This is a genomic window from Micromonospora sp. NPDC005291 (assembly GCF_040607415.1).
Lineage (GTDB): Bacteria > Actinomycetota > Actinomycetes > Mycobacteriales > Micromonosporaceae > Micromonospora.
Genome location: NZ_JBEXGR010000005.1, coordinates 38,780 through 62,208 on the forward strand (window position 1 = coordinate 38,780; position 23,429 = coordinate 62,208).

A 23,429-nucleotide genomic window follows, 5' to 3' on the forward strand; every position below is an offset into this window, starting at 1 on the left:
CCCTGTACCACGCCCGCCCGAGCGACCCGCAGGGGCGACCGGGCGGGCGTCGCGGGAGTGTAGCGGCCCTTCCGTGTCGACAACCCAGAAGAGGTCTGATGGGATGACGGATAGCCGTCCGGTCCTGACGATGACCGGGATCAGTAAGTCCTTCCCCGGGGTGCGCGCACTCCATGACGTCAACTTCCGGCTCTTTCCCGGCGAGGTGCACGCCCTGATGGGCGAGAACGGCGCCGGCAAGTCGACCCTCATCAAGGTGCTGACCGGCGTCTACGACACCGACGAGGGCACGATCACCCTCGATGGCGAGCCCGTGTCGTTCACCGGGCCGATGCAGGCGAACGCCGCCGGGGTGAGCACCGTCTACCAGGAAGTCAACCTCTGCACCAACCTCTCGGTGGCGGAGAACATCTTCATCGGGCGCGAGCCCCGGATGTTCGGTGCCGTCCGCTGGGGTGAGGTCCGCCGCCGCGCCCGTACGCTGCTGGCCCGCCTCGACCTCGACCTCGACGTGAGCGCGCCGCTCGGCTCGTACTCCCTGGCGATCCAGCAGATGGTCGCCATCGCCCGCGCGATCGACATCCAGGCCCGGGTGCTGATCCTGGACGAGCCGACGTCCAGTCTCGACGCCAGCGAGGTGGCGCAGTTGTTCCGCATCATGCGGCAACTGCGCGACGAGGGCATCGCCATCCTGTTCGTGACCCACTTCCTCGACCAGGTCTACGAGATCGCCGACCGCATCACCGTGCTGCGCAACGGCGGGCTCGTCGGCGAGTACCAGACCGCCGAGCTGCCCCAGCTCTCCCTGGTCGAGAAGATGATCGGCAAGGAACTCGACGTCCTGGAGGGCATTGAGGAGCACTCCCGCCGGGACCTGGCCGCGGTGGAGGAGGGCACCCCCCTGGTGGCGGTGTCGGACCTCGGCCGGGCGGGCGCGGTCGAGCCGTTCAGCCTCACCATCCACGCCGGCGAGGTGGTGGGCCTGGCCGGTCTGCTGGGCTCCGGGCGTACCGAGGTGGCGCGGTTGTTGTTCGGGGCCGACCGGACCGACAGCGGTCAGGTCGCGCTCGACGGCACGGCGGGCAGCCTGCGTACCCCCGCGCAGGCCATCGACCAGGGCTTCGGTTTCTGTTCGGAGAACCGCCGCGCGGAGGGCATCGTTCCCGACCTGTCGGTCCGCGAGAACATGATCCTCGCCATGCAGGCCGCCCGCGGCTGGCTACGGCCCATCCCGCGTCGTCGCCAGGACGAGCTGGTCGACAAGTACGTCAAGGCACTCAACATCCGGCCAGCGGACCCGGAGGTGCCGGTCCGCAACCTCTCGGGTGGCAACCAGCAGAAGGTGCTCCTGGCCCGTTGGCTGATCACCGAGCCACGACTGTTGATCCTCGACGAACCGACCCGGGGCATCGACATCGGCGCGAAGACCGAGATCCAGAAGCTCGTGACGCAGTTGTCCGACGGCGGCATGGCGGTGCTGTTCATCTCCGCCGAGCTGGAGGAGGTGTTGCGCCTCAGCCACAAGGTGGCCGTGATGCGGGACCGACAGATGGTCGCGCAGCTCGCCAATGACGACAGCCTCAACGCCGACCGCATCATGCAGGCCATCGCCAGTGGATCTCACCGGGAGGAGGCAGACCGATGAACGACACCATGGGCCGCTACCGGACGATGATCGGTCACCGGCTGTTCTGGCCCGCCGCCGTGCTGGTCGTCATGCTCGCCGCGAACACGATCTACCGGCCCGGGTTCCTGTCCATCGAGCTCAAGGACGGGCACCTGTACGGCTCGCCGATCGACATCCTGCGGCTGAGCGCGCCGCTGATCCTCGTCGCACTGGGCATGACCCTGGTCATCTCGACCGGTGGCATCGACCTGTCGGTCGGCTCGGTGTGCGCGATCAGCGGCGCGATCGCCTGCATGTACATCAGCAAGCAGCCCGACCAGAACAGCCTCGTCGTGGTGCTGACCGCACTGGCGATGGCGTTGGGGGTCGCGCTCGTGCTCGGCGCCTGGAACGGGGTGCTGGTGGCCGTGATCGGGATCCAACCGATCATCGCCACCCTGATCCTGATGGTTGCCGGCCGGGGCCTCGCCCAGCTGATCACCCAGGGCCAGATCATCACCATCAACTCCGAGCCGTTCCGGGCGATCGGGCTGGGCCACCTGCTGACCCTGCCGCTGGCCATCTTCATCGCCCTCGCCGCGGCCCTGCTCGTCGCCGCCTTCACCCGCCGTACCGCACTCGGCATGATCATCGAATCGGTGGGTGGCAACTCCGAGGCGAGCCGACTCGCCGGCATCCGCTCCGGCCGGGTCATCTTCCTCGCGTACGTCCTCAGTGCCGTCTGCGCCGCCGTCGCGGGCTTCATGATGACGGCCAACGTCTCCAGCGCCGACGGCAACGCCGTGGGCCTCTGGGTGGAGTTGGACGCCATCCTGGCCGTCGTCATCGGCGGTACGTCCCTCGCCGGCGGCCGGTTCTTCCTCAGCGGCACCATCCTCGGCGCGCTGATCATCCAGACCCTGACCACGTCGGTGTACGCCATGAACATCTCACCGCAGACCTCGCTGCTGTTCAAAGCGGTCGTCGTGATCGCCGTCTGCCTCATCCAGGCGCCAGCCTTCCGGGCCCGGTTCACCCGCCGTCGGCGTAACACCCCGCCGCCCGCCGCCATCGCGGACAAGCCGAAGGAGCAGGTGCCGGCATGACCACTGGATCGCTTACCGCTGGGCGTACCCGGTTCCGGCTGCCGAGGCGGCAGATTCCGGTGCTGGCCACGCTCGTCCTCCTGCTGGTCATGTACGGCATCGGGGTGTCCCAGTACCAGGCGTTCTCCAACGTGCAGGTCATCTTCAACGTCTTCATCGACAACGGCTTCCTGCTCGTCGTCGCGGTGGGGATGACCTTCGTGATCCTCACCGGCGGCATCGACCTGTCGGTCGGGTCCGTCGTCGCCATGACGGCGATGGTGTCGGCCTGGCTGCTCCAGGAGGGCCTGCCGGCGGCGCTGGTGCTCGTCATCGCCCTGCTCATCGGGCCGACGCTTGGCCTGCTGATGGGCTGCGCCATCCACTTCTTCGAGATCCAGCCGTTCATCGTGACGCTCGCCGGGATGTTCTTCGCCCGCGGCATGTGCACGTTCATCTCCGGCGCGTCCGTCCCGATCACCGACGGGTTCTGGACCAGGATGTCGCAGGAGCGGATCGGTAACCCCGGGGGCAACTTCGTGTCGATCAGCGTGCTGATCGCCTTCGTCGTGGTCGCCGTCGCCGCGTACACGCTGGCCTACACCCGACTGGGGCGCAACGTGTACGCCATCGGCGGTAACCCCCAGTCGGCGCTGCTGATGGGCCTGCCGGTGGGGCGTACCCGGATCGCCGTCTACACGATCAGTGGCCTGTGCTCCGCGATCGGCGGGATCCTGCTGTCCTTCTACACCCTCTCGGGCGCGCCTCTGATCGCCGTCGGCATGGAGTTGGACGTCATCGCCGCCGTCGTCATCGGGGGCACCGTGCTCACCGGCGGCGCGGGTTACGTCTTCGGAACCGTGCTGGGCGTACTGGTCCTGGGCGTGATCCAGACCCTCATCACGTTCGACGGGAGCCTCAGCTCCTGGTGGACCAAAATCGTGATCGGCGGTCTGCTCTTCGCGTTCATCCTCCTGCAGCGCCTCATCGGAATCCGTTACAAGTGACCGCCCCTCTCGTGGAAGGCAACCCCATGGCACCACACAACGCACCCGAGATCTGGTTCCTCACCGGCAGCCAAGGCATGTACGGCGAGGAGACGCTCCGGCAGGTGGCCGAGCAGTCCCGTCAGATCGCGGCCGCGCTCAACGACTCGCCGCAGATTCCCGCCCGAGTGGTCTGGAAGCCCGTCCTGACCAACAGTGGTGAGATCCTGCAGGTCTGCCGGGAGGCTGCGGCCCAGGGCGCCATCGGGGTCATCGCCTGGATGCACACCTTCTCTCCGGCGAAGATGTGGATCGCCGGTCTGGATGCGCTGAAGACGCCGCTGCTGCACCTGCACACCCAGGCCAACGTCCTGCTGCCGTGGAACGACATCGACATGGACTTCATGAACCTGAACCAGGCCGCTCACGGCGACCGCGAGTTCGGGTACATCCAGACTCGTCTCGGTGTGGCCCGCAAGACGGTGGCCGGGCACGTCAGCGACCCGCGGGTGAGCGCCGGGATCGGGGCGTGGGCCCGCGCGGCGCTCGGGTGGTCGGCGATGCGGTCCCTGCGGCTGGCCCGCTTCGGCGACAACATGCGCGACGTCGCGGTGACCGAGGGCGACAAGGTCGAGGCGGAGCTGCGTTTCGGCGTGTCGGTCAACACGTACGGCGTCAACGACCTGGTCGAGGTGGTCGGTGAGGTCACCGACGCGCAGGTGGACGACCTGGTCAAGGAGTACGAGGACACCTACCGCATCGTCGGCGAGCTGCTGCCCGGGGGTGACCGGCACGACTCGTTGCGGTACGCCGCGCGCCTGGAGCTCGGCATGCGTGCCTTCCTGGACGCTGGCGGGTTCCGGGCCTTCACCACGAACTTCGAGGATCTCGGCGGGTTGCGTCAGCTGCCTGGCATCGCCGTGCAGCGACTGATGGCGGACGGTTACGGCTTCGGTGGCGAGGGCGACTGGAAGACCTCCGTCCTGGTCCACACTCTCAAGGCGATGTCGGTGGGCGTGGACGGCGGTACGTCGTTCATGGAGGACTACACCTACGACCTCACCCCGGGCGAGGAGCTGGTGCTCGGTGCCCACATGCTCGAGGTGTGCCCGACCATCGCGTCCGACGTACCCAACGTGGAGATCCATCCGCTGAGCATCGGCGGACGGGAGGATCCGGTCCGGCTCGTGTTCGACGCCGCGCCCGGTCCGGCGGTGGTGCTCGGTCTGGCCGACATGGGGGAGCGGTTCCGGCTCGTGGCCAACGAGATCGACGTGGTGTCTCCGCCGCAACCGCTGCGCCGGCTGCCGGTGGCCCGGGCCGTCTGGCGTCCGCGACCCGACCTGCCCGGTTCGGCCGAAGCGTGGATCACCGCTGGTGCACCGCACCACACGGTGCTGTCGCAGGCGGTGGGGGTGGAGGAGTTGCACGACCTGGCGGAGATGAGCCGGACCGAACTCGTCGTCATCGACGCCGACACAGAGCGCCGCCGCTTCGCCAATGAGATCCGCTGGAACCAGGCCTACTACCGGCTGGCCCGCGGCTTCTGATCGCGCGGCCCGGCCGCTTCCAGGACGGGTGGTCCGTCCCTGCCCGCATCCCTCGGGCAGGGACGGACCACCCGTCTGCGCGCCTGCCTAGCATGACCACGAGCCGATCGGGTTACGTCTTGACTAAGGGCGTGTTATCGCTCACAGTCTATACCTAAGAAGGTCGATGCCTGTGGCTGGCCCGGCCGCGATCATATTTCTCCCCGTTCGTGGTAGATCAATGCTCGACCCACGGTGAGGGATGTTAGCGATCACATTCGGCGATTCGGCCAGCTCGGCACACCGCCCGGTGCCGCGGATGTCGACCCAGACCATTCGGTTCGCGTCGTCGAAGGAGGATCATGGTTGCCATCGGTCGGGTTCCCTGGGTAGCGCCATCAGCGCGGGGGCGTGGGTGGTTGTCGCGGGTCGCCGCAGCCGCGGTCGCGGTGGTGGTCGGCGGCGCTCTGGCGGCGGTCGCGCCGACGGCTGCCTCGGCGGCGACGGTGGACACCAATGCGTGGTACGTGTTGGTGAACCGCAACAGCGGCAAGGCGCTGGACGTGTACAACCAGGCGACGAATGACGGTGCGCGGATCACGCAGTGGGCGCGTAACGACGGTGCGTGGCAGCAGTGGCAGTTCGTGGACTCCGGTGGTGGTTACTACCGGTTGAAGTCGCGGCATTCCGGCAAGGTGCTCGACATCTACAACTTCTCCACCGCGAATGGTGCCTCGGTGGTGCAGTGGGCTGACGGCAACGGGACCAACCAACAGTTCCGGTTGGCGGATTCGGCCGGCGGTTACGTGCGGCTGATCAACCGGAACAGCAACAAGGCGGTGGAGGTCCAGAGCGCCTCGACCGCCGACGGTGGGAACGTCGTGCAGTACGACGACTGGGGTGGCAACAACCAGCAGTGGCAGCTCGTCCCCGTCAGCGGCGGTAATCCCGGAAACCCCGGCACGTCCTACTCGAATCCGGTGGTGTGGCAGGACTTCGCCGACGTCGACATCATCCGCGTGGACAACGCCTACTACATGTCGGCGTCCACCATGCACTACTCGCCAGGTGCACCGGTGTTGCGCTCGTACGACCTCGTCAACTGGGAGTTCGCCGGTCACTCCGTGCCCCGGCTGGACTTCGGGTCGAAATACGACATGAACGGCGGTCGGGCCTACGTCGACGGGATCTGGGCCTCGACGTTGAACTACCGGCCCAGCAACCGGACGTTCTACTGGGCCGGGTGCATCGACTTCGCGCAGACGCACATCTACACCGCGACCGCCGTCGACGGCGCGTGGAGCAAGCACACCACCATCCCCAACTGCTACTACGACGCCGGCATGCTGATCGACGACAACGACACCATGTACGTGGCGTACGGCAACGGCAGCATCAGCGTGGCGCAGCTTTCCGCCGACGGGCGCACCCAGGTCCGCAACCAGCAGGTGTACACGACGCCGTCGAGCATCGGGACCCTGGAGGGCGCCCGGTTCTACAAGCGCAACGGCGCCTACTACATCTGGCTCACCCGCCCGGCCAACGGCCAGTACGTGCTGAAGTCGACCAACGGGCCCTTCGGACCGTACGAGCAGCGTCAGGTGCTGCTCAACCTGCCTGGCCCGATCTCCGGCGGTGGCGTGCCGCACCAGGGTGGGCTGGTGCAGACCCAGACCGGCGACTGGTACTACATGGCCTTCGTCGACGCGTACCCCGGTGGTCGGATGCCGGCCATGGCGCCGATCACCTGGACCAGCGACGGCTGGCCCGTGCTGCAGACGGTCAACGGCGCCTGGGGCAGCTCCTACCCGAAGCCGAACCTGCCCGCGGCACCGCGAGCGGTGAAGCCGCTCACCGGCACCGACACCTTCGCCGGCACCACACTCGGCCCGCAGTGGGAGTGGAACCACAACCCCGACAACAGCAAATGGTCGGTCAACAACGGGCTGAGCCTGCAGACCGCCACCGTCACCGGCGATCTGTACGGCGCGCGCAACACGTTGACCCACCGCATCCAGGGCCCCAGTTCGACCGCCACCATCGAGCTGGACTACTCCACCATGCGCGATGGTGACCGCACCGGCCTGGCGGTGCTGCGCAACTCGTCCGCCTGGATCGGGATCCGTCGGGACAGCGGCACCACCCGACTGGTCATGCAGAACGGCCTCGCGATGGACGGCAGCTGGAACACGACCAGCACCGGCACCGAGGTGGCCAGTACCGCCGTCTCCGGTGGCCGAATCTGGTTGCGCGCCAACGCCGACATCAGACCCGGCGCCGGTCGGCAGGCCCGCTTCTCCTACAGCACCGACGGGGTCACCTTCACCTCATTTGGAAATGCCCTGACCCTGGCCAACAACTGGCAGTTCTTCATGGGCTACCGATTCGCCATCTTCAACCACGCGACACAGGCGCTCGGTGGCGCGGTCACGGTGCGGCGGTTCGACCTGACGACACCGTGACACCAGTCACACAGCGAACGGTCTGACCGGTGGCGCCGGTGAGCGATGTCGGCCCGGCAGATGAGGTCGCCGCCACCGCGTCAGGTTCTCTCCGGCCTGCTCCACGCTCTGTCCAGGAGCGTGGAGCAGGCCGGCGCACTGCCGGACCCCGGGCCGCGCGCCGGTTGGCGGCGTGCCAGCGCGGGGATGCGTCATGCGGCCTCGGCACGTCCCGCAGCACCCCCAAAGCCGTGCCGTGTCCGGGTCGTTGGCTGGCGTAGACTGTCGACGATCCAGCGCTGGTCACCTGGGATTCAGCACCGGCGTGGTGGCTGAGCGAGGGGATCGGGCCGGGCCGCTCCAGTCGACGTCGACGGGCTGCGGGCCGGCGATGTAGCGGGGGGAGTGAAATGGCCGTCCACGGTCCCGCGATGACGGACGTCGCTCGTCTGGCCGGTGTCTCCCACCAGACGGTGTCGCGGGTGCTCAACGGGCACCCCAACGTCCGGGAGCAGACCCGGCTGCGGGTTCGGGCGGCGATCGCCGAACTCGGCTACCGCCCGAACGGCGCGGCTCGCGCCCTGGTGACCGGCCGATCGCAGGTCATCGGCGTGGTCGCGCAGAACACGACTCTCTACGGGCCGGCGTCGCTGCTGGCCGCGTTGGAGCAGACCGCCGCGGCAGAGGGTTTCGCGGTCAGTGTCGGCAGCGTACGAAACCTGGACCACCGTTCCATCTCGGCCGCCGTTGAGCGGCACCTGTCGCACCGGGTCGCCGGCATAGTGGTCATCGCACCGGTGGAGTCGGCGGGTGAGGCGCTCGAACGGCTGCCCAAGGATGTCCCGCTGGTCACGGTCGACGGTGACCCGAGTGGGCCGGTGCCGTTGGTGACGGTCGATCAGGCGGCGGGTGCCCGGGCGGCGACCGAGCACCTGCTCGACGCGGGGCATCGCACCGTCTGGCACGTCTCGGGGCCGTCCGACTGGTTCGACAGCGTTGGCCGGATCGACGGCTGGCGGAAGGCACTGCTGGCCGCTGGTGTGGATCCGCCGCCGCTGATGCCGGGGGACTGGTCCGCCGCCTCAGGTTACCGGTGTGGGCAGATGTTGGCGCGGATGCCAGAGGTCACGGCGGTCTTCACCGCCAACGACCATCTCGCGCTGGGTGTGCTGCGCGCGTTGCACGAGTTCGGCCGGCGAGTGCCGGACGACATCAGCGTGGTCGGCTTCGACGATGTGCCAGAGGCGGCGTACTTCATCCCGCCGCTGACCACCGTCCGTCCGGACTTCGACGCGGTGGCGCGGGCGAGCCTGCAGATGCTGCTGACCCAGATCGAGTCGGGCACCGGCGGGGCGCTGCGACAGACCATCGCACCAGCTCTGGTCGCCCGCGAGAGCGTCGCTCCACCGCGTCGCTGACGGCCGGGCCGACCAAGGGTCGCCTGGCGCAGCGCTGGGCAGGATAAGACGCGGCTCAATCGATCGATACCGCTGGAGATCGATGCCGTCCGATGCGGCGACGGAAAAGTATTGAACCTCATGAAATGTCGCCGTAACATGATGGACGTCTTTGTTAGCGCTAACAGTAATTGGCGCCCAACTATCGCCCCATCGACCAGAGATCGTAGTCACGGGCAGGCGCCACCGACAAGGAGGCTCGATGAACCGCATCACTCGAGGTCGTCGCTGGGGGAGCGTGCTGGCGGCCGGACTGTTACTCGCCGGCGCTCTGGTCGGCCTTCGCGCCCCAACGGCGCAGGCACTGGACAACGGGGTGGCACGCACGCCTCCCATGGGTTGGAATTCGTGGAACTCGTTCGGGTGCAACATCAACGAAGCGCTGATCCGGCAGACAGCGGACGCGATTGTCAGCAACGGCATGCGGGACCTGGGCTACCAGTACGTCGTGGTCGACGACTGCTGGTTCAACCCCAACCGGGACTCGTCCGGCAACATCCAGGGTGACCCGGGCCGGTTCCCCAGCGGGATGAAGGCGCTCGGCGACTACCTGCACGCCCGGGGCCTGAAGTTCGGCCTCTACCAGGTGCCGGTCGACAAGACCTGCGCACAGTACTTCGGCTCCTACCCCGGGGCGACCGGCAGCCGAGGCCATGAGGCGCAGGACGCGCGCCAGTTCGCCGCCTGGGGCGTCGACTTCCTCAAGTACGACTGGTGCTCCCCGGAGGGCAGCATCGACGAGCAGGTGGCCACCTTCGCCCGGATGCGGGACGCGCTGGCCGCCACCGGCCGACCCATCGTCTACAGCATCAACTCCAACAGCATCCACGCCAAGACCGGCCCGCAGCGCAACTGGGGCGACGTGGCCAACATGTGGCGCACCACGGAGGACATCACCAACGCGTGGAACACCGGCCAGACCAACGGCTACCCGATGGGCATCCAGAACATCATCGACGTGACCGTGCCGCTCGCGCCGTACGCGAGGCCGGGTGGCTTCAACGACCCGGACATGATGGAGGTCGGCCGGGGTGGCATGACCGACACCGAGATGCGCAGCCACTTCGCCATGTGGGCGATCATGGCCTCGCCGTTGATCGCCGGCAACGACGTACGCAGCATGAACTCCGCGACGCAGACCATCCTCAAGAACCAGAACCTGATCGCGATCAACCAGGACGCGCTGGGGCTGCAGGGGACACAGGTCTCGTTCGACGGCACCCGTCGGGTGCTCGCCAAGCGGCTCGCCAACGGTGATGTCGCCGTCGCCCTGTTCAACCAGGGTGGGTCGACGACGACGATCTCGACCACGGCGGCTGCCGTCGGCAAGTCCGGGACCTCGTTCACGCTGGTCGACGCGTGGTCCGGTGCCACCAGCTCCACCAGCGGGGCCATCAGCGCCAGCGTTCCGTCGCACGGCACGGTGGTGTTCCGGGTCAGCGGTGGCGGGACGACTCCGCCGACGACTCCGCCGACGACCCCACCGCCGACCACGTCGAGCGCGTTCGCCAGTGCCGCCTCCGGCCGCTGCCTCGACGTTCCGGCGAGCAACACCACCAACGGCACCCAGCCGGTGATCTGGGACTGCAACGGCGCTGCCAACCAACGCTGGACCATCAACGGTCAGACCCTGCAGTCGCTCGGCAAGTGCCTGGACGCACCCCTGAACGCCACGGCCGGTGCCCGGGTGCAGATCTGGGACTGCAACGGTGGGGCCAACCAGCGGTGGACGATCAACTCCAACGGCACGATCAGCGGCGCGCAGTCCGGGCTCTGTCTCGACGTCAACAACAACGGCACCGCCAACGGGACCACGGTGCTCCTCTGGACCTGCACCGCGGCGGCCAACCAGCGGTGGTCGCGGCGGTGATCGATCGGGTCCGCCGACCGACCAGGTTGCGGCGGCCCACCTGATCCTGCCGCAGTTGGTGCCCGCGGACGACGATCGTCGTCCGCGGGCACCAACCTGTGGGGCTTCCACCGACGACCCTGAGTCGCCACGACCTCCGCTTCAGGACGGAGCGGCCAGGTGGCTACGCTGCATCAACGTCTCCGTTACGAGACCGTGACGCCGGTATTTCGGATCAGGTGTTGACGCAGTCAATGTGAGCGCTAACACTACCCGAAAGATGACAGTTGGCCCCGGCAGTCGGCGGGGGAGTCCGGAGAGGAGAAGTCCGTGGGCAGGAAAATCCTGGTTGCTCTCGGCGGCGCGGTGCTGGCGCTGAGCATGGCGGCGTGCAGTGGCGGGGGTGCGGGCAGCGGTGGTGACACCAGCGGCGACAAGCCCGGTGACCTGACCATCGGCGTCTCGATGCCGACCCAGACGTCGGAGCGGTGGATCGCCGACGGCAACGCGGTGAAGTCGAAGCTGGAGGCGAAGGGCTACAAGGTCGACCTCCAGTACGCCGGCGACGACATCCCCACCCAGTCGCAGCAGGTCGACCAGATGATCACTCAGGGCGCGGACGTCCTGGTCATCGCGGCGATCGACGGCACGGCGCTCAACAGCCAGCTGCAGGCTGCAGCTGACGCGAAGATCCCGGTCATCTCCTACGACCGGCTGATCCGTGGCAGCAAGAACGTCGACTTCTACGTCAGTTTCGACAACTACAAGGTTGGCGTCGCCCAGGGCACCGCGCTGCTCGTCGGTCTCGGCCTGCTGAACAAGGACGGCTCGAAGGGCACGGCCAAGGGGCCGATGAACATCGAGCTCTTCGCCGGGTCGCTCGACGACAACAACACCCAGTACTTCTTCGGCGGCGCGATGGACACGTTGAAGCCGTTCATCGACGACGGCACGTTGACCGTCAAGTCCCGCCAGACGACCCCCGAGCAGGTGGCGATCCTGCGGTGGCAGCAGGAGACCGCGCAGAAGCGGATGGAAAACCTGCTCACCTCCGCCTACAACGATGGTGCCGTGGTCAGCGGCGTGCTGTCGCCGTACGACGGCATCTCCCGCGGCATCATCACCGCACTGCAGAACGCCGGCTACGGCAGCGGCGCGAAGAAGCTCCCGGTGGTGACCGGCCAGGACGCGGAGATCGCTTCGATCAAGCTGATCAACGACGGCGTGCAGGGCTCCACGGTCTTCAAGGACACCCGCCTGCTGGCCGACCAGGCCGTGAACGCCGCCGAGGCGTTCCTGCAGAAGAAGCAGCCGCAGGCCAACGACACGAAGACGTACGACAATGGCGTTAAGGTCGTCCCGGCGTACCTGCTGCCGTTCGCGACCGTCTACAAGGACGACATCAAGGCAACGCTGATCGACTCCGGTTACTGGACGGCGGAAGAAGTCGCCGCCGGTCAGGCCAAGAAGTAATCCATCCGTCGGGCTCGGCGGTCCCCGCCGAGCCCGACGCCATGGCGTAACGCGTCCGACCTGACAGAGGGCAGTGACAATGGACGACACCATCCTCGAGATGCGCCGCATCACGAAGACCTTCCCCGGGGTGACCGCGCTGGAGGACGTCACCCTCGCGGTGCGCCGGGGGGAGATCCACGCCATCTGTGGCGAGAACGGCGCCGGCAAGTCCACCCTGATGAAGGTGCTGTCCGGCGTCCACCCGTCCGGTTCGTACGACGGCGAGATCCTCTTCGACGGCAAGCCGATGCAGTTCCGGGGCATCCGGGACAGCGAGGCCAACGGCATCGTCATCATCCACCAGGAGCTCGCCCTGGTGCCGTACCTGTCGATCGCGGAGAACATCTTCCTCGGCAACGAGCGGCGCAGTCGCGGCGGTCTCATCGACTGGAACCGGGCCAACGCCGAAGCGGCTCAGCTGCTGGCGTCCGTCGGGCTGCACGAGAACCCCGTCACCCCGGTCATCCAGCTCGGCGTCGGCAAGCAGCAGCTGGTCGAGATCGCCAAGGCGCTGTCGAAGAAGGTGCGCCTGCTCATCCTGGACGAGCCGACCGCCGCGCTCAACGACATCGACTCGGCTCACCTGCTCGATCTGTTGCGGGCACTCAAGGACCAGGGCATCACCTGCATCATGATCTCGCACAAGCTCAACGAGATCACCGCCATCGCCGACTCGACCACCGTCATCCGCGACGGGCGCGCGGTGGAGACCCTCGACATGAAGTCCGACGAGGTGACCCAGCAGCGGATCATCCGGGGCATGGTCGGGCGCGACCTGGACAGCTTCTACCCCGACCGTGAGTCGTCCCCCGGCGAGGAGGTTCTCCGGATCGAGGACTGGACGGTGCGGCACCCGGTCCAGGACCGGATGGTCGTCGAGGGCGTCGGTCTGTCCGTACGCGCCGGCGAGGTCGTCGGCATCGCGGGTCTGATGGGGGCCGGGCGGACCGAGTTGGCGATGAGTGTGTTCGGCCGGTCGTACGGGCGCGACATCCGGGGCCGGCTCTTCGTACGCGGGCGGGAGGTGCACGCGCGCACCGTCGCGGAGGCGATCGACAACGGCATCGCCTACGTCACGGAGGACCGCAAGCGGTACGGCCTCAACCTCATCGACGACGTTCGGCGCAACGTGTCCGCCGCCGCCCTGGACCGGTTGTCCCGCCTGGGCTGGGTGAACGGCAACGAGGAGATCAAGGTCGCCGAGTCGAGCCGGCGGGAGATGAACATCCGGACGCCCAGCGTCATGGCGGTGGTCGGCAAGCTCTCCGGCGGCAACCAGCAGAAGGTCGTGCTGTCGAAGTGGCTGTTCACCGACCCGGATGTGCTGATCCTGGACGAACCCACCCGGGGAATCGACGTCGGTGCCAAGTACGAGATCTACACGATCATCAACCGGCTGGTGGCCGCCGGTAAGGCGGTGATCGTGATCTCCTCCGAGTTGCCGGAGCTGCTCGGCATGTGCGACCGCATCTACACCCTCGCCGCCGGCCGGATCACCGGCGAGATGCCGGTGGGTGAAGCGACCCAGGAGAGCCTCATGGAGCTGATGACCAAGGACAAGGAGCTCGTCGCGTGACCAGCATCAAGACCCCCTCGACGGAGCGCCCGACGCCCCCGGACAGCACGCCCGCCGCCGCCCTGCACAGCGGGACGAGCGACCTGCGGGCGCTGCTGTTGAACAACCTGCGGCAGAGCGGGATCTACGTCGCCCTGGTCGTCATCGTCGCGCTCTTCGCGCTCCTGACCGACGGGGTGTTGCTGAGCCCCGGCAACATCACCAACATCGTCCTTCAGTACTCGTACATCCTGGTGCTCGCGATCGGGATGGTCATCCTGATCATCGGCGGCCACATCGACCTGTCGGTCGGATCGGTCGTCGCGCTGACCGGGGCGGTCTCCGCCGTCCTGGTGATCCAACAGGGCTATCCCTGGTGGGTAGGCGTCCTGGCCGCGCTGGCGGTTGGCGTCGCGGTCGGCGCCTGGCACGGGTTCTGGGTGGCCTACGCCGGCATTCCGGCCTTCATCGTGACCCTGGCGGGGATGCTGCTGTTCCGGGGTCTCACCCTGCGGGTGCTCGACAACATCTCGCTGTCGCCGTTCCCGGCCGAATACCAACGGGTCGCGGCGGGCTTCCTCAACGGGCTGCTCGGCGGGCAGGGCTTTGACGCCTTCACCTTGCTGATCGGTGCCGTCGCCGTGGCCGGGTACGCGGTGAGCGGCTTCCGCACCCGCGTGGCGCGCATCCGGTACCAGCAGCCCGTCGAGTCGTTCCCGCTGTTCGTCGCGCGGGTCACGGCGGTCGGCGCGGTCATCATGTACTTCGCCTGGCAGTTGGCGCACGCCCGTGGGCTGCCGATCGTGCTGATCATCCTGGCGGTCCTCGTGCTGGTCTACGGCCTGCTCACCCGGCGTACCGTCTTCGGTCGACAGGTCTACGCGATCGGCGGAAACCTGTCGGCGGCGGCGCTGTCCGGGGTGAAGGTCCGCACCGTCAACTTCTGGATGTTCGTCAACATGGGCTTCCTGGCCGCGGTGGCCGGCGTCATCTACTCCTCGCGGTCGAACGGCGCCCAGCCCGCCGCCGGCAACATGTTCGAGCTGGACGCGATCGCCGCGGCCTTCATCGGCGGCGCGGCGGTCACCGGCGGGGTGGGCACCGTGGTGGGCGCGATGGTCGGCGGTCTGATCATGGCGGTGATGAGCAACGGCATGCAGCTGATGGGCGTCGACCAGTCGACGCAGTCAGTGGTGAAGGGTCTCGTGCTGCTCGTCGCCGTCGCCTTCGACGTCTACAACAAGCGCCGCGCCGGCGCAGCCCGCTGACCTGCCGACGGTACGCATGTGCCCCTGCTCGCCTGGCGAGCAGGGGCACGCGCTTGTCAGCGTTCAGTGGCAGCTGCCGGTGCCGCTGTCGCTGTAGGTCTGCCCCGCCACCGGCACGAACTGCCAGTCGTAGGTGCCGGAGTGCAGGGTGAACTTCAGGACCCCCCACGCCGAACTGTTGCGCGCCTCGCTGTTGGGCTGGATGGTGCCGAAGCTGTAGTGACCCGCACCGCCCATCCCGGCGACGAAGCTGCGCATACCCCGGCTGGAGTCGGCGCCACCGGCCGGGTTCATCGGCCCGAACCGCTCGTACACGTGGTTGTGTCCCCACACCACGACGTCGGCGTTGTTGTCGTAGAGCGCCTGGTACAGCGGACGCGTCGACGTCGACGGCGCGTGGTTGGAGCTGGACGTGAACAGCGGGTGGTGCCAGTACGCGAGCGTGCACGGCTTGCTGCTGGCGGCCAGGTCCGTGCGCAGCCACTGCTCCTGCGTCGAGCCGGCCGACATGCTGATGTTCGAGTTCAGCGACACGATGTGCCAGTTGCCGAGGTCGAACGAGTAGTAGCCGCGGCCGCTCGGGCCGGCAGACGTACCGAAGTAGTTGTAGTAACCGGTCGCGCCCGACGTGTTGTAGTCGTGGTTGCCCGGCGACGGGCGGGTGCGCGTCTTGTGTCGACCCCAGGTGGGCTCGTAGTAGCTGGTGAACTGCGAGGCGGTGCCGCTGTCGTAGACGTTGTCGCCGGTGGTGAAGACCGTCCCCGGGATGCTGTCGAGCAGCGTCGCGGTGGCGCTGTCTCCCGAGCCGGAGTCGGCGATGTCGCCCGCACCGACGAACACCGGGTCCCCGGACGGGGGCGGCGTCGTGGTTCCGGTGGTCACCACCAACTGCGGGGCGTCGGCTCCGCTCTCGCGTGTGTCGTAGTAGGCGCCGTCACCGCTGGCGGAGGTCGCACCGAAGCTGTACGTACCGTTGCCGGTGACGGCGGCCGTGACGTCGACCTCGTACCAGGTGTTGCCGCTGACCGCGCCGATCGTGCCGAGGCTGGCCCCGTCGAGGGCCGGCTGGTTGTTCCAGGTGGTGCCGGTCTCCGACCACGTCGTGTTGGACATCCGGCGGAACGTGCCACCGGTGTCGCTGCCGCTGTTGCCGCTGATCGTGCGCACTCGCAGCTTGGCACCGGTCACCGTGCCACTGACACCGCTCACGGTGAAGCGTAGGAACGAGCGGCGTACGGGCGAGTTGTCGACCACGATCTGCGGAGACGTGCCGTAGTTGGTGGAGGCCGCGTCGCTCTGGACGTAGGTGTCGGCGACCGACGTGAACGTCACGCTCGCTGCCGACGCCGGGTCAGCGCCGGACAGGACGACGGTGGCGGTGGCGGCGACGAGCACCGCGACCGCCCCCAGCGTCACCGACGGACGGGGGGATCGAATGTCCATCCAGGACTCCTCTTCTTCGTGGGGAGAGCGCAAGGAATGTAGGAAGGTCGATGGGCCGGCGGGCGACGGATGGATGAACAGCGCATCCCGGCAGACGAACACCTCGGTGTTGGGAGCACGTTCACCCGCACCTCGCCTGGCTGCCACGCGCGGTCCGTTGTGCCCGCTCCGATGAGTACGGACGATGGCTGACCGTCAGTCGTCGATCCGAGGAGCTGCACGTGTACCTGTCGACCGTCTCCCGACCGGTCGCCGACCCGCCCGAATCCGGGCCACGGCGCCGACGGATCGCGTTGGTCAGCGGCAACGTCGTCGCGCTCGGCACGGTCAGTCTGATCACCGACGTCTCCGCCGAGATGGTGGCCGCCGTCCTGCCGCTCTACCTGGTGCTGGGCCTGCAGCTCAGCCCGGTGGCCTTCGGCCTGCTCGACGGCGTCCACACCGGCGCCACCGCGCTGCTGCGGATCGTCGGTGGTTTCGCCGCCGACCGGTTTCGGCGGCGCAAGCTGATCGCCGGGGTGGGCTACACACTCTCGGCGGTCGCGAAGCTCGGCCTGCTGCTCGCCGGCCGGTCGATACCGGCGATCGGCGCCGTCATCGCCGTCGACCGGCTCGGCAAGGGTGTGCGCAGCGCGCCGCGCGACGCGCTCATCACGCTCTCCACGCCACCCGAGGCGCTGGGTCGTGCGTTCGGGGTGCACCGGGCGATGGACAGCGTCGGCGCGTTCCTCGGGCCGCTCGCCGCGTTCGCGGTCCTGCTGGCCGTCGGGCAGTCGTACGACGCGGTCTTCGTCACCAGCTTCTGCATCGCCGCCCTCGCCGTCGTCGTGCTCGTGCTCTTCGTCCGCGAACGGCCCACCGGCGGTCCGGCGGAGGGCCCGGACGAGCCGAAGGTGTCCGTTCGAGAGGCAATCGGCCTGCTGCGGAGTCGGCGGGCACGCCGGCTGGTGCTGGCCGCGGCGCTGCTCGGTCTGTCCACCATCGGCGACGGCTTCGTCTACCTGCTGCTGCAACGCCGTGAGGACCTCGGCCTGCGGTGGTTTCCGCTGCTCGCGGTGGGGACCAGCCTGGCCTACCTGCTGCTCGCCGCCCCACTCGGTGTGCTCGCCGACCGGGTTGGCCGGCTGCCGGTGGTGGTAGGCGGCTACCTGGCCCTCGGCGTGACCTACCTGCTGCTGTCCGGCCCGGTCCACGGCTGGCCGGCGCTCGCGCTGACGCTGGCGCTGTACGGCGCGTTCTACGCGGCCACCGACGGCGTGCTCATCGCGCTCGCCGGCCCGGTGCTGCCACCACGGCTACGGACCACCGGGATCGCGCTGGTCCAGACCGGGCAGGCGTTGGCGTACCTCGTCTCGTCGGTCCTGTTCGGTCTCGCCTGGCAGGCGTGGGGACCGGAGAACGCGATCCGGGCGGCGGCCGTTGCCGTCGTCGGCGTCCTCGTCGTCACGCTGCTTCTGCTGGCATCCCCGTCCCGTCTGCTCTCCCGGAAGGTGTCCCCATGACCGCCCTGTCGACCCGAGCGAAGCTGGGTGTGGTGGCCGCCTCGGTGGTCCTGCTGGGCAGCGTGGCGGCCAGCTACGCCGCCGTCGCCGCCGAGCCCGTCCCGACCCCGCCGCCGGCGGCCGCCGGAGACCAGGCGGTCACCCTGGCGCCCGGCCCGCGCCTGCTGGCCATCACCGACCGGTACGTCTCCAGCGTCACCACCGCCGACCCCACGGGACCGCGTACCGTCTCCGGTCTGGAATGCCTTCGGGTGTACGCCGCAGCCGGGACCGGCGTCTGCCTGAAGCCGGACAGCCCCTGGACCTACCAGGTGGTCGTGCTCGACGCGGCGCTGCGCCAGACGCGGACCCTCAGCGTGCCCGGCCTACCCAACCGGGCCCGGGTCTCGGCCTCCGGCCGGATGGTCTCCTGGACGACGTTCGTCGGTGGCGACTCCTACACGGCGAGCGGCTTCTCCACCCGCACCGGAATCCTCGACACCGCCACCGGTGCCACGGTGGACTCGCTTGAAGAGTTCGCGATAACGCGCGACGGCCGGAGCTACCGCAGCCCCGACGCCAACTACTGGGGCGTCACCTTCACCGCCGACGACAACCACTTCTACGCGACCATGTCGACCGGCGGCAAGCGGTACCTCGTCCGGGGCGACGTGGCCGCCCGAACGGTCGAGACGATGAGGGAGAACGTGGAGTGCCCGTCGCTGTCACCGGACGGCACCCGAATCGCCTTCAAGGAGGCGATCGACGCCGACCCGGCGAAGGGTTGGCGGCTGTCGGTCCTCGACCTGGCGACCATGCGGGTCACCGCGACCGCGGAGACCGCCAGCGTCGATGACCAGGCCGCCTGGCTGGACGACGCGACACTGGCCTACACACTGCGCCAGGACGACGGCAGACCCGACGTGTGGAGCGTCCCGGCCGACGGGTCCGGTCCGCCGAAGTTGGTGATCCCCGGCGCCGAATCGCCGTCCCCGCTCACCTGACCGCCTTGGTGCGGACAGCATTCCGTCATGCCGGACTCCGCGCCGCAGCCATCGCCGTTCATCGACGCCTTCGAGGGTATGGCGCATGACAAGGCTGGGCCGTCGCACAATCATCCTTTGTGGACGGGCTGCCGTGGGTGCCGCGGGTGACACCCTGTCTCGGGGTCAGCCGGCGTGGCCGGGATCGCCGCTGCCTCTCGGCGCCGCGCCGTCGGGGGAGGGCGACGGGTTGTCCGTGGCCCGCAGGGTGATCGTGTCGTCGGAGTGGGAGACCTCAAACAGCGTCCCGGCAGGGAAGGCGGCCAGCGTCTCCGGCGGCAGCTGGATCGTGCCGTCACCGGCCGCCACGGCGAAGTCCCGGCCGTTACGCCCCTCGGCGCCGACCCGGCCGTCGCGGATGGTGACCGCTCGGCCCAGCTGGGCACCGACCTCGCCGTCATGGGTCACCACGACCACCGTGGTGCCCCGCTCCGCGTTGACGGTGGCCAGCGCCGCGAGCACCTCGTCGCGACCCGCCACGTCGAGCTGACTGGTCGGCTCGTCGACCAGGAGCAGGCCGGGCCCGGCCGCGAGCCCCTGCGCCAGAGCCGCCCGCTGGCGCTGCCCCGGCGTCAGATCGCCCACCCGCCGTGCGCCGGCACCGGCGAGACCGACCAGATCGAGGATCGCCTCCGGTGGGTCGAGCCGGCGTCCAGCGAGGCGCGCCGCGGGTCGCTGCGCCAACCAGATATTGCGGGACAGCGACAGGTACGGCAGCAGGTTGCGCTCGGCGCCCTGGAGCACAGTGCCCACCGTGGCCCCGCGCAGGGCGGCCAGGCCCTTGGAGGAGAGTCGGGACAGCTCGTCGTCGCCCACGTAGACCCGCCCGGCGGAGGGTTGCATGAGCCCACCGAGGATCGCCACCAACGTGGACTTGCCAGAGCCGGACGGGCCTACCAGCGCCAGCATCTCGCCGGCCGCGATGTTCAGGTCCACGCCGGAGAGAGCGACGACGTCACCGGTGGCGGTGGGGTAGATGTGGATCAGCCGGTGGCAGGTGACGGCCACGCCCCCGTCCGGCTCTGCGGCGGTCACCGGCGCGTCCTGCCGCGCGGCGGTCATCGACCGCTCCGACGGCGCACCGAGGCGGCGACGATCCGACCGAGCACGACCGCCGTGAGGGCGAACAGAATGACGGCTGGCACCGCGAACAACAGCAGCCGGCCGACGTCCGGCCAGTCGGGTAACGGGACCGGTGATCGGCCGTCACTGAACAGACGCTGCCCGCCCCGGGTGAGGAGCCAGATCACCAGGGTGACGAGAGCACCCGACCCCACCGCGAACACGACCGGCCACCCGTAACCGCCACGCACGGCGCGTGGTGGCAACCCCTGCCGACGGAGGGCCACCAGCATGGCCACCCGGGCGCGCTGCTCGGCGGAGGCCGTCGCCACCATGCCGGCCGCCCCGATCAGCACCCCGGCCAGCGCGGCAAACACGTTGAAGCGCAGCGCCAACGCCGCTCCCTGCCGATCGAAGTCGTCTCGTACCTGGGCGATCGTCCGGTCATTCCGCACGACCAGACCCTGTGCGCGAAGCCGGTCGAGGACGTCTGCGGGAGCCGACCGCGTCAACCAGACCTCCTCGTTGCCGTTCTGACTGGCGACGGCGAGTCGGTCCGCGTACTCCAGGTCGACGATGAGACCGGATCCACCGAGCCGCGGCAGGCGGTCGGCCAGACCTCGAACCGACCCATTGGTCGGTGTCCCGTCGACACCGTCGTACGGGTGAGACCCGCCGAGCCCTGTCCCCTTCGACCGGGTCAGGTAGATGGGCAGCGGGAACGGCGCATCGACGACACCGACACCGGCCGGCATTGCCCGGCGGTTTTCCGAGATCTCGAGGACCAGCGCCGCCTTCGTCCCGCTCGCGGCGCTGAGAAACGTGTCATCCGGATCGAGCAGCCGCCACCGCCGCGGATCGGCGAGCTGCGCGCCGGTCAGCACGACCGTCTCGCCTTCGCCTTCGGCTTCGCTGGTGCGCAGCTCCTCGAACTGGACCTTGAGTTGCCGGGACACCACGGGAGCGACGATTTCGATCTTGACCAGGCGGCATTCCTGCGCGCACTCGGGCACCTGGAGGACGTAATCCTTGCGGCCGGGCAGGATGTCGTCGCGCGGGGGGAGGACCACCCGGGTGCCGTTCCTTCCGGAGATCGTGACGGCGAGGCGGACCCGATTCCCGGCGAAGACCTCGGCGTCGAAGTCGGCGGAGACCGCCATGATGAGCTGTCGACCCCGCAGCTGCACCGGTGCGCCCGGTGCGGCTGGGTGGATCTTTCGGGCGATGTCCGCCAGGGACACGCCGTAGGACGGATGCGACGCGGCCACCGTCGCCAGCCGGTCGGAGTCCACGGCCAACAGCGGTGTGCCGGCCGCGGCGGGCGAACCCGACACCACAGCGGCCATCGCGAATCTGCCCTCGGGATCGACCGCCCGCACGGCTGCCAACAGGTGTGAACGGGACGTCGCGTCGACCTCGACGACGCGAGGCGCGCCGACCTCGACGGCCGCCCGGTCGCGATAGGCGGCCGAAGCGACCTCACTCGTCGCGACGGTGAAGGCGAGCATTGCGACGACCACGGTGAGCAGGGCGATCAGGGGCCGGAACCGTGGTTGCCGGGCCACCTGCACCAGCGCCAGACCGACCGCTGTCCGGCCGCGCACGAGCAGCGCCGCACCCACCGCGGCACCGGCGATCATCGCGACCCGCGCCAGCAACACACCTGCGGCGAGCGCTCCGGCGATCGGTGCCACCAGCGCCAGGCCACTGGGCGATCCGCCGGAGCGCAACTGCACCACGGCGGCCACGGCGATGGAAACCGCGACGACGTCTCCGATGGTCGCCCGCCACCCTCGTACCCGTGCCGGCACCCGGCGCAGCAGGTCGACGACCGGCGCGGACATCATCCGAGCCTGGGCCAGCAGCACCGCGGCGAACGCGCCCACGGCGCCGATGGTGGCGAATCCGATCGTGGTCGCGTCCACCGCGACGTCGGCGTGGGTCGGGAGGGTGTGCGCGGCGAGCAGTTTGGCAGCGGCCAGACCGGCCAGGCAGCCGAGGGGAATCGCGACCAGGACGGGCACGGCGTGCTCGCCGATCGCCAGCGCCCACAGTCGTCGGCGCTGCACGCCACGGAGCAGGAGCAGGCCCTGCTCCGGTCGCCGCTGGTCCGCCGCCGAACCGACCGCGACGAAGAGGACCAGCCAGCAGAGCAGGACGAGCAGCCCCGCGCCCAGCACCACGCCGTCGGCCAGCTGCCCGCGTTGCAGCGTGACGCGATCCAACAGACCGGGCAGGCTGGTGCCGCCCCCGAAGCCTTCACGACTCCCGTCGCGCTCCAACACCGCGAGCGCCGCCTGCAGGTCCTGCACGGATCGGCTGTCCAACAACTGCTCGGTGGCGTAGAGATCGGCCGTCGACCGGTACAGGATCACCTGATCGTCGACGAGGGGTGAGGCCTCGGCGCTGAAGATGGCGTCCTCGGCGCTACCCGGGATCGACGTCGTGGCCGAGTCCGCCGCGGGTGGCCGAATGAGCTCCTCGCCAAGCCAGAACGGATCCTTCACGTCCAGCGGCTGGTAGACGCCGGTCACCCGCACCGGCACCGCGCCGAACGTGAACTGATCCCCGACGGCGACACCGAGCCGCGCCGCGGTGTGCGTGCTGACCATGACCTCGGGGAGCTGACCCCTCGAGGTGGCCCGGGGGCAGGCGCCGGTCACGGTGACCCGTTCGCAGACCCCCGCCCGATAGGTCAGGTTCGAGGTCACCGTGCCGACACGGCCGGCGGCGACACCCCCGCTCTGGGCGCCCAGGACGACGTCGAACCCGGCCGGCGTCAACTGCCGGACCTTGCCGGCGAACACCGACCTGCTGGGATCGCCGGGCATCCCCGGAAATTCGACCGGCTCGGTGAGTCGCACCCGGAGTTCGTTCGGCTGCGCGGTGGACAGTTCATGGCGTGCCAGGGCCTGCCCGGCCGCGGCGACGTAAGTCGGTGCGGCCGCGGCGGCGGCACTGGCGAGCAATGCGAGCAGGAGCACGGCCGTGGCCTGCGCCCGGCGGGCCGCGAGCGCTGCCCAGATGATGGTCAGCATTGCCGGTGATGGTATCGGCGAGGCCCTCCGCGTGTTGCCCCCTGCGGGTGCCTTGAGACCTGCCGGTTATG

General features: G+C 69.0%; 15 protein-coding genes. 12 read left to right on the forward strand and 3 right to left on the reverse strand.

Translation table 11 applies throughout. The features are described 5' to 3' along the window. Positions 1-103: 103 nt before the first annotated feature. The 10 genes from ABZT18_RS08935 to mmsB all read left to right on the forward strand — a co-directional run bounded on the left by ABZT18_RS08935 (position 104) and on the right by mmsB (position 15,291). A complete protein-coding gene (locus ABZT18_RS08935) occupies positions 104-1,645 on the forward strand; it encodes a sugar ABC transporter ATP-binding protein (RefSeq protein WP_355250851.1) in 1,542 nt (513 codons plus the stop codon). Beyond that, positions 1,642-2,712 (forward strand): ABC transporter permease, encoded by a 1,071-nt coding sequence (locus tag ABZT18_RS08940; protein ID WP_355250854.1) that lies wholly within the window; start codon positions 1,642-1,644, stop codon positions 2,710-2,712. The genes ABZT18_RS08935 and ABZT18_RS08940 overlap by 4 nt, the downstream gene beginning before the upstream one ends. Next, positions 2,709-3,698, forward strand: a complete 990-nt coding sequence (gene yjfF / locus ABZT18_RS08945; RefSeq protein WP_354997372.1) for a galactofuranose ABC transporter, permease protein YjfF — start codon at positions 2,709-2,711, stop codon at positions 3,696-3,698. Before ABZT18_RS08940 ends, yjfF begins: the two co-directional genes overlap by 4 nt. Positions 3,699-3,724: 26 nt before the next feature. Beyond that, a complete protein-coding gene (gene araA / locus ABZT18_RS08950) occupies positions 3,725-5,227 on the forward strand; it encodes an L-arabinose isomerase (RefSeq protein ID WP_354997373.1) in 1,503 nt (500 codons plus the stop codon). A gap of 341 nt (positions 5,228-5,568) precedes the next feature. Next, complete coding sequence (locus tag ABZT18_RS08955; RefSeq protein WP_354997374.1) at positions 5,569-7,668, forward strand: family 43 glycosylhydrolase; 2,100 nt, start codon at positions 5,569-5,571, stop codon at positions 7,666-7,668. A gap of 410 nt (positions 7,669-8,078) precedes the next feature. Next, complete coding sequence (locus ABZT18_RS08960; RefSeq protein ID WP_354997375.1) at positions 8,079-9,065, forward strand: LacI family DNA-binding transcriptional regulator; 987 nt, start codon at positions 8,079-8,081, stop codon at positions 9,063-9,065. 241 nt (positions 9,066-9,306) lie between these two features. Further along, positions 9,307-10,974 carry an alpha-galactosidase gene (locus ABZT18_RS08965; RefSeq protein ID WP_355250857.1) on the forward strand — a complete coding sequence of 556 codons (1,668 nt, stop codon included), beginning with the start codon at positions 9,307-9,309 and terminating at the stop codon, positions 10,972-10,974. 309 nt (positions 10,975-11,283) lie between these two features. Continuing rightward, a complete protein-coding gene (gene chvE / locus ABZT18_RS08970) occupies positions 11,284-12,426 on the forward strand; it encodes a multiple monosaccharide ABC transporter substrate-binding protein (RefSeq protein WP_354997953.1) in 1,143 nt (380 codons plus the stop codon). 79 nt (positions 12,427-12,505) lie between these two features. Then, entirely contained in the window at positions 12,506-14,044 is a 1,539-nt protein-coding gene (gene mmsA / locus ABZT18_RS08975) for a multiple monosaccharide ABC transporter ATP-binding protein (protein WP_354994035.1), read from the forward strand. Beyond that, positions 14,041-15,291, forward strand: a complete 1,251-nt coding sequence (mmsB, locus tag ABZT18_RS08980; RefSeq protein ID WP_354994034.1) for a multiple monosaccharide ABC transporter permease — start codon at positions 14,041-14,043, stop codon at positions 15,289-15,291. The genes mmsA and mmsB overlap by 4 nt, the downstream gene beginning before the upstream one ends. 63 nt (positions 15,292-15,354) lie before the next feature. Here mmsB and ABZT18_RS08985 read toward each other — a convergent pair whose 3' ends face one another. Next, complete coding sequence (locus ABZT18_RS08985; protein WP_355250860.1) at positions 15,355-16,734, reverse strand: DNRLRE domain-containing protein; 1,380 nt, start codon at positions 16,732-16,734, stop codon at positions 15,355-15,357. Positions 16,735-16,955: 221 nt separating this feature from the next. Between ABZT18_RS08985 and ABZT18_RS08990 the strand changes: the two genes are divergently transcribed. Both ABZT18_RS08990 and ABZT18_RS08995 read left to right on the forward strand, forming a co-directional pair. After that, positions 16,956-18,236 (forward strand): MFS transporter, encoded by a 1,281-nt coding sequence (locus ABZT18_RS08990; protein ID WP_355250863.1) that lies wholly within the window; start codon positions 16,956-16,958, stop codon positions 18,234-18,236. After that, a complete protein-coding gene (locus tag ABZT18_RS08995) occupies positions 18,233-19,219 on the forward strand; it encodes a hypothetical protein (protein WP_354994031.1) in 987 nt (328 codons plus the stop codon). Before ABZT18_RS08990 ends, ABZT18_RS08995 begins: the two co-directional genes overlap by 4 nt. 165 nt (positions 19,220-19,384) lie before the next feature. Here the strand turns inward: ABZT18_RS08995 and ABZT18_RS09000 are convergent, their stop codons facing one another. Together ABZT18_RS09000 and ABZT18_RS09005 are read right to left on the reverse strand one after the other, a co-directional pair. After that, a complete protein-coding gene (locus tag ABZT18_RS09000) occupies positions 19,385-20,320 on the reverse strand; it encodes an ATP-binding cassette domain-containing protein (RefSeq protein WP_354994030.1) in 936 nt (311 codons plus the stop codon). Continuing rightward, positions 20,317-23,358, reverse strand: a complete 3,042-nt coding sequence (locus ABZT18_RS09005) for an FtsX-like permease family protein (RefSeq protein ID WP_355250866.1) — start codon at positions 23,356-23,358, stop codon at positions 20,317-20,319. Before ABZT18_RS09005 ends, ABZT18_RS09000 begins: the two co-directional genes overlap by 4 nt. Positions 23,359-23,429: the final 71 nt, after the last annotated feature.

What these genes read in the sequence shown, in the direction of transcription:
- ABZT18_RS08960 (WP_354997375.1), top strand. Translation starts at nt 8,079, where the DNA reads ATGACGGACGTCGCTCGTCTGGCCGGTGTCTCCCACCAGACGGTGTCG.
- ABZT18_RS09000 (WP_354994030.1), bottom strand. Translation starts at nt 20,320, where the DNA reads ATGACCGCCGCGCGGCAGGACGCGCCGGTGACCGCCGCAGAGCCGGAC.
- araA (WP_354997373.1), top strand. Translation starts at nt 3,725, where the DNA reads ATGGCACCACACAACGCACCCGAGATCTGGTTCCTCACCGGCAGCCAA.
- ABZT18_RS08940 (WP_355250854.1), top strand. Translation starts at nt 1,642, where the DNA reads ATGAACGACACCATGGGCCGCTACCGGACGATGATCGGTCACCGGCTG.
- ABZT18_RS08935 (WP_355250851.1), top strand. Translation starts at nt 104, where the DNA reads ATGACGGATAGCCGTCCGGTCCTGACGATGACCGGGATCAGTAAGTCC.
- mmsA (WP_354994035.1), top strand. Translation starts at nt 12,506, where the DNA reads ATGGACGACACCATCCTCGAGATGCGCCGCATCACGAAGACCTTCCCC.
- ABZT18_RS08965 (WP_355250857.1), top strand. Translation starts at nt 9,307, where the DNA reads ATGAACCGCATCACTCGAGGTCGTCGCTGGGGGAGCGTGCTGGCGGCC.
- yjfF (WP_354997372.1), top strand. Translation starts at nt 2,709, where the DNA reads ATGACCACTGGATCGCTTACCGCTGGGCGTACCCGGTTCCGGCTGCCG.
- ABZT18_RS08985 (WP_355250860.1), bottom strand. Translation starts at nt 16,734, where the DNA reads ATGGACATTCGATCCCCCCGTCCGTCGGTGACGCTGGGGGCGGTCGCG.
- ABZT18_RS08995 (WP_354994031.1), top strand. Translation starts at nt 18,233, where the DNA reads ATGACCGCCCTGTCGACCCGAGCGAAGCTGGGTGTGGTGGCCGCCTCG.
- ABZT18_RS08955 (WP_354997374.1), top strand. Translation starts at nt 5,569, where the DNA reads ATGGTTGCCATCGGTCGGGTTCCCTGGGTAGCGCCATCAGCGCGGGGG.
- ABZT18_RS09005 (WP_355250866.1), bottom strand. Translation starts at nt 23,358, where the DNA reads ATGCTGACCATCATCTGGGCAGCGCTCGCGGCCCGCCGGGCGCAGGCC.